The sequence below is a fragment of the Streptomyces sp. NPDC005070 genome (genome assembly GCF_053600395.1).
This window is the reverse complement of sequence record NZ_JBSFZS010000270.1, coordinates 1-4,826: the sequence shown is the minus strand read 5'-3', so window position 1 is coordinate 4,826 and position 4,826 is coordinate 1. Positions and strand designations below refer to the sequence as shown.

5 protein-coding genes are annotated in these 4,826 nt (G+C 71.9%); 4 read left to right on the top strand and 1 reads right to left on the bottom strand.

The features are described from left to right. From ACWEBX_RS37370 to ACWEBX_RS37355, 4 genes are all read left to right on the top strand, one after another. On the top strand, positions 1–240 hold a 240-nt coding region (locus ACWEBX_RS37370; RefSeq protein ID WP_451889187.1), incomplete at its 5' end, for a PrpF domain-containing protein. Positions 241–249: 9 nt separating this feature from the next. After that, complete coding sequence (locus tag ACWEBX_RS37365) at positions 250–1,200, top strand: catechol 2,3-dioxygenase (RefSeq protein WP_451889186.1); 951 nt, start codon at positions 250–252, stop codon at positions 1,198–1,200. Between the two features lie 299 nt (positions 1,201–1,499). Then, positions 1,500–2,828 (top strand): MFS transporter, encoded by a 1,329-nt coding sequence (locus tag ACWEBX_RS37360; RefSeq protein WP_451889185.1) that lies wholly within the window; start codon positions 1,500–1,502, stop codon positions 2,826–2,828. A gap of 191 nt (positions 2,829–3,019) precedes the next feature. After that, a complete protein-coding gene (locus tag ACWEBX_RS37355) occupies positions 3,020–3,796 on the top strand; it encodes a GNAT family N-acetyltransferase (protein WP_451889184.1) in 777 nt (258 codons plus the stop codon). A gap of 21 nt (positions 3,797–3,817) precedes the next feature. Here ACWEBX_RS37355 and ACWEBX_RS37350 read toward each other — a convergent pair whose 3' ends face one another. Next, positions 3,818–4,699 carry a GNAT family N-acetyltransferase gene (locus ACWEBX_RS37350; RefSeq protein WP_451889183.1) on the bottom strand — a complete coding sequence of 294 codons (882 nt, stop codon included), beginning with the start codon at positions 4,697–4,699 and terminating at the stop codon, positions 3,818–3,820. Between the last annotated feature and the right edge of the window lie 127 nt (positions 4,700–4,826).

Genomic DNA, 4,826 nt, shown 5'->3' with positions numbered 1-4,826 from the left:
GTCGCCGCCGGGCTGCGCGTGGAGGGCGGCGTCGGACACTCCGTAGCGCGCCTGCCCGACCGGGGCGACCGGCTGCGTATCGAACATCCCACCGGATTCCTCGACATCGAGGCCGGTGTCGACCACGGCCCCGGCGGCGCCCCGCCCGCGGCCCGGCGCACCGCCGTCGTCCGCACCGCCCGCAAGATCTTCGACGGCACGGTCTTCGCCCGGCCGGCCGGAGCCGCACATCAACCCTGAGGAGCCCCCATGGCCCCGCCGCTCGGCGACATCGCCCACCTCGGGCACGTCGAACTGCTCACCCCCGACCTGGACGCCAGCGTCCGCTTCTTCACCGAGTACCTCGGCCTGACCGAGAACGGCCGCTCCGGAGACTCCGTCCATCTGCGGACCTGGGACGACTACGAACACCACAGCCTGACCCTCACCGCCCACACGACCTCGGGCATCCGCCGCACCGCCCTGCGCGCCTCCAGCGAGGAGGCCCTCCAGCGCCGGGTCAAGGAGATCGAGAGCGCCGGCCGCGAGGGCCGCTGGGTGCACGACGAGCCCGGTATCGGCCCGCTCTACGTCACCACCGATCCCGACGGCCACGAACTCGCCCTGTACTGGGAGAGCGAGTGGTACCAGGCGCCCGAGCACCTGCGGCCCGGCCTGAAGAACCAGCCGCAGGCCAAACCCGGCCACGGGGTCGGCGTACGACGCCTGGACCACGTGAACTACCTCGCCTCCGACGTCGCCGCGAACGGGGACTTCGTCCGCGACGCGCTGGGGGCCCGTCCGACCGAGCAGATCCGGCTCGACAGCGGCCGGATCGCCGCCCAGTGGCTGACCTTCGGCAACAAGTCGTACGACGTCGTCTACACGGAGGACTGGACGGGTTCGAGCGGACGCCTGCACCACATCGCGTTCGCCACGGACACCCGCGAGGACATCCTGCGCGCCGCCGATCTCGCCATCGACACCGGTGTGTTCATCGAAACCGGCCCGCACAAGCACGCCATCCAGCAGACGTTCTTCCTGTACGTCTACGAACCCGGCGGCAACCGCGTCGAGTTGTGCAACCCGCTCACCCGCCTCGTCCTCGCGCCCGACTGGCCGCTGATCACCTGGACCGAGGAGGAGCGGAAGAAGGGCCAGGCCTGGGGTCTGAAGACCATCGAGTCCTTCCACACCCACGGCACACCGCCCGTCGGCTGACCACCCTCCGTGGCGTCCCCTCGGACGAACGACTGAGCGACCGGATCCAGCCAGTACCTGCGCACGGGCGGCACCGAGCGGGTGCCGCCCGTGCGCGTTTTCACCTGCTTCTCAGCTGCTCGTGCGACGGTCGTGCAGGGTGGCCTGATTGCTTCCTGGATTGTTGACAAAAACGTTGACACTCCAGGAGTTCACTCCTTAGCGTCTGTCGCACCACCGGGTCAGCCGCACGAGCCGCGTCGGCCCGCACCCCCGACCCCCTTCCAGGGCCCCCACCTCCTGGACGAGAGGAAACAACGATGTCCTCCTCCCTCGCCCTGCCCGCTCGCGGCGGCAGCAGACTGGCCGCGCTGGTCGTCGGCCTCTGCTGGCTGGTCGTCCTCTTCGACGGCCTCGACATGTTCATCTACGGCTCCGTGCTGCCGCACATGCTGGAGACGAAGGCGCTCGGCATCGACCCCGGCAAGGCCGGCGACGTCGGCTCGTACGCCACCTTCGGGATGCTGATCGGCGCCCTGTGCTCGGGCACCGTCAGCGACTGGGTCGGCCGCAAGAAGACGATCATCGCCTCGACCGCCGTGTTCTCGCTGGCCTCCGCGGTCTGCGCCTCCGCCGGGAGCCTGGGCGTCTTCAGCCTCGGCCGCTTCCTGGCCGGCCTCGGCCTCGGCGGGCTGCTGCCGAGCGCGATCACCATGGTCACCGAGTACGCCCCCCGCGGCCGCCGCGCCCTGATCGTGGGCTCGCTGATGACCGCTCACCAGGCCGGCGGCATCGTCGCCGGATTCGTCGCGCTCGGGACGGGCGACTGGCGGGTCTCCTTCTGGATCTGCGTGATACCGCTGTTCATCGGGGTTCCGCTGGCGGCCGTGTACCTGCCCGAGTCGATGGCCTTCCTCCAGGCGAAGGGCCGCACCGAAGAGGCCCGCGCGCTCGCCGGCCGCTACGGCGTCGACCTGGCCGCCCGCGCCGAGGAGCGCCAGGCCGTCGCCGACCGCTTCAGCGCCGTCACCGCCCTCTTCCGCGGCGGCCGGTGGATCCAGACCCTGCTCTTCTGGATCGCCTCCTTCGGCGGTCTCCTCCTCGTCTACGGCGTCTCGCAGTGGCTGCCCTCGCTGATGAAGGCCAACGGCTACAACCTCGGTTCCTCGATCAACTTCGTGATCGTCATCAACCTCGGCGGCATCGTCGGCATGCTGATCGGCGGCCGCCTGACCGACAGGTTCGGCGGCTCGGTCATCTCGGCGATCTGGTTCGGCGCCACCGCCATCGGCATCTACTCCCTCAGCGTCAAGATGCCGCTGCCCCTCACGTACACCGTCGTCTTCCTGACCGGCCTGTTCCTCTTCAGCGCCCAGGCGATGATCTACGCGACGGTGGCCCACCGCTCCGAGGACGACAACCGCGCCACGGCCGTCGGCTGGACCTCGGGCATGGGACGCTTCGGCGCCGTCGTCGGGCCCTGGCTGGGCGGCCAGCTTCTCGCCACCGGCTCGACCACCGCGGGCTTCACCGCCTTCGCCCTCGCGGGTGTCTTCTCCCTGGTGTTCGTCAGCCTCACCGGACTGAGCCGGGTCCGGGCGGCGACCCCGAACTCCGTCCCCCAGCAGGAGCTGACCGCCACCGGCTGAACCGGAGCGGCACGAAACCGGCGTCCGGGCGGGGCCTGAGGAAGGGCCCGCCCGGACGCCCTCACGTCCGGGCCGCCGGGGGCGGACCGTCCCCGGGGCCGCCGGGGGAGAGGACCGAACGATGCCCCTCCCGTCACCCGTGGACACTTATTCCCGTTGCCCCGTTCGTCCCGGGATGCTGGAGTGACCCCATGGATCACGCGGCGGTACTGGCGCTGTTCGACCGGGACATGCGGGAAGGCGCGCGGCCCGACGCGCCGGGTGCCCGGATCGAGCGTGTCGGCAAGGTGGTGCGCCAGGTCGGCGCGGACAAGGGCTGGAACGGGGTGGTCTGGTCCGGCCTCGACGCGGCGAGCGCCGACACGGCCATCGCCGAACAGGTGCGCTTCTTCTCCGGCCTCGGGGGCGGCTTCGAGTGGAAGCTGTACGGGCACGACCGGCCGCTGGACCTGGGGCAGCGGCTGCGGGCAGCGGGCTTCACCGCCCAGCCCGAGGAGACGCTGATGATCGCCGAGCTGAGCGATCTGGCCCTCGACGTCCAACCACCGGAGGGCGTACGGCTCCTGCCGGTCACCGACCGTGAGGGCGTGGCCCTGGTCGCCGACGTCCACGAGCAGGCCTTCGGCGGCGACAGCACCCTGCTGCGCCACCAACTGCTCGCCCAGCTCACCGGCGACGTGAACACGATGGTCGCCGTCGTGGCGCTCGTCGGCGAGGTCCCGGTCAGCGCGGCCCGCATGGAACTCCTGCCGGGGGCCCGGTTCGCCGGACTGTGGGGCGGCGGCACCGTCGAGGCCTGGCGGGGCCGGGGCATCTACCGCGCCCTCGTCTCCCACCGCGCCCGTGTCGCCGCCGAGCGCGGCTACCGCTACGTCCAGGTCGACGCCTCCAGTCAGAGCCGCCCGATCCTCACCCGCCTGGGCTTCCAGCCGCTCACCACGACCACCCCGTACGTGTACGAAGGCTGACGCCGGCCCCGTCCCGGCCCCTCAGAGGTCCAGCCGGTACTCCAGCTCCCGGTGGGTCGGCCGATAGCCCAGTGCTTCGTTGATGCCGATCATGTACGTGTTGCTGTCGGCCGTGTCCGTGAGCAGGCCGGAGAGTTCCGGGTACCGCAGCCGGGCTCCCCGGACCGACTCCGCCTTCATCCACAGCCCGAGGCCGTGGCCGCGGTGCTCGGGCAGCACGCCCGTACCGTAGTGCTGGGCGTCGCCCCGCCCGTCGCCCGGTACGACGAGTTCCGAGAAGCCGGCGACGGAGCCGTCCGAGCGGTCCACCACGGCCACCGTGTGCAGCGCCTCGCCCCGTGCGAGAACGGCCTCGGCGACGGCCACGACCCGCTCCACGTCCCAGGCGTCGAAGGCGTGGTCGCTGTCCTCCATGGGCATGTCGTCCATGGCCCGCCGGGAGTCGGCGAAGGTGTGCGCCAGCTCGGCCGGCACGACGCCGTCCCAGCTCGTCAACGCGTAGCCGGGGTGCGGCTGTTCGGCGATCTCCGTCACCGCCGCGAGGTCGAGTTCCGGCAGCGCGAGGCGGGCGAACGTCAGGGCGAGCACCGGGCGGAACCCGTGGGCCGCGAGGAACGGTTCGCCGGGCGAGCCGCCCGTGACCCGGGCGACCAGCGACCGTCGTCCGTCCTCCCGCGCGGCGGTCAGGGCGGCGGTCAGCAGGGCGCCGCCCACTCCGGTGCGGCGCTCCGCGGGGTGCACGGCGATCTCCAGCTCGGCGCGATGGTCCTGACCCTTCCGGCCGGACAGCCCGAGGAACGCCGAGCCCACCGGGACCCCTTCCGCGTCCGAGGCCAGCCAGGCCAGACGCCGGCTCGACGGGGAGGAGTCCGGATCGGTCAACGGCGTGATGCGTGGCGGCAAGGTGTCTCCGGGGTGGGGGCGCGGGGGAGCGCGAGCAGGCGAAGCCCGCAGAAGGTAGCCCTGCGGGCACCTGCTCCGCAACGCAATTCCCCGCGTGGCGCCCCGCAGGTCGTCAGGGCCCGCGTCG

Coding starts and splice junctions, on each gene's coding strand:
- ACWEBX_RS37355 (WP_451889184.1), top strand. CDS start 3,020: ATGGATCACGCGGCGGTACTGGCGCTGTTCGACCGGGACATGCGGGAA.
- ACWEBX_RS37360 (WP_451889185.1), top strand. CDS start 1,500: ATGTCCTCCTCCCTCGCCCTGCCCGCTCGCGGCGGCAGCAGACTGGCC.
- ACWEBX_RS37365 (WP_451889186.1), top strand. CDS start 250: ATGGCCCCGCCGCTCGGCGACATCGCCCACCTCGGGCACGTCGAACTG.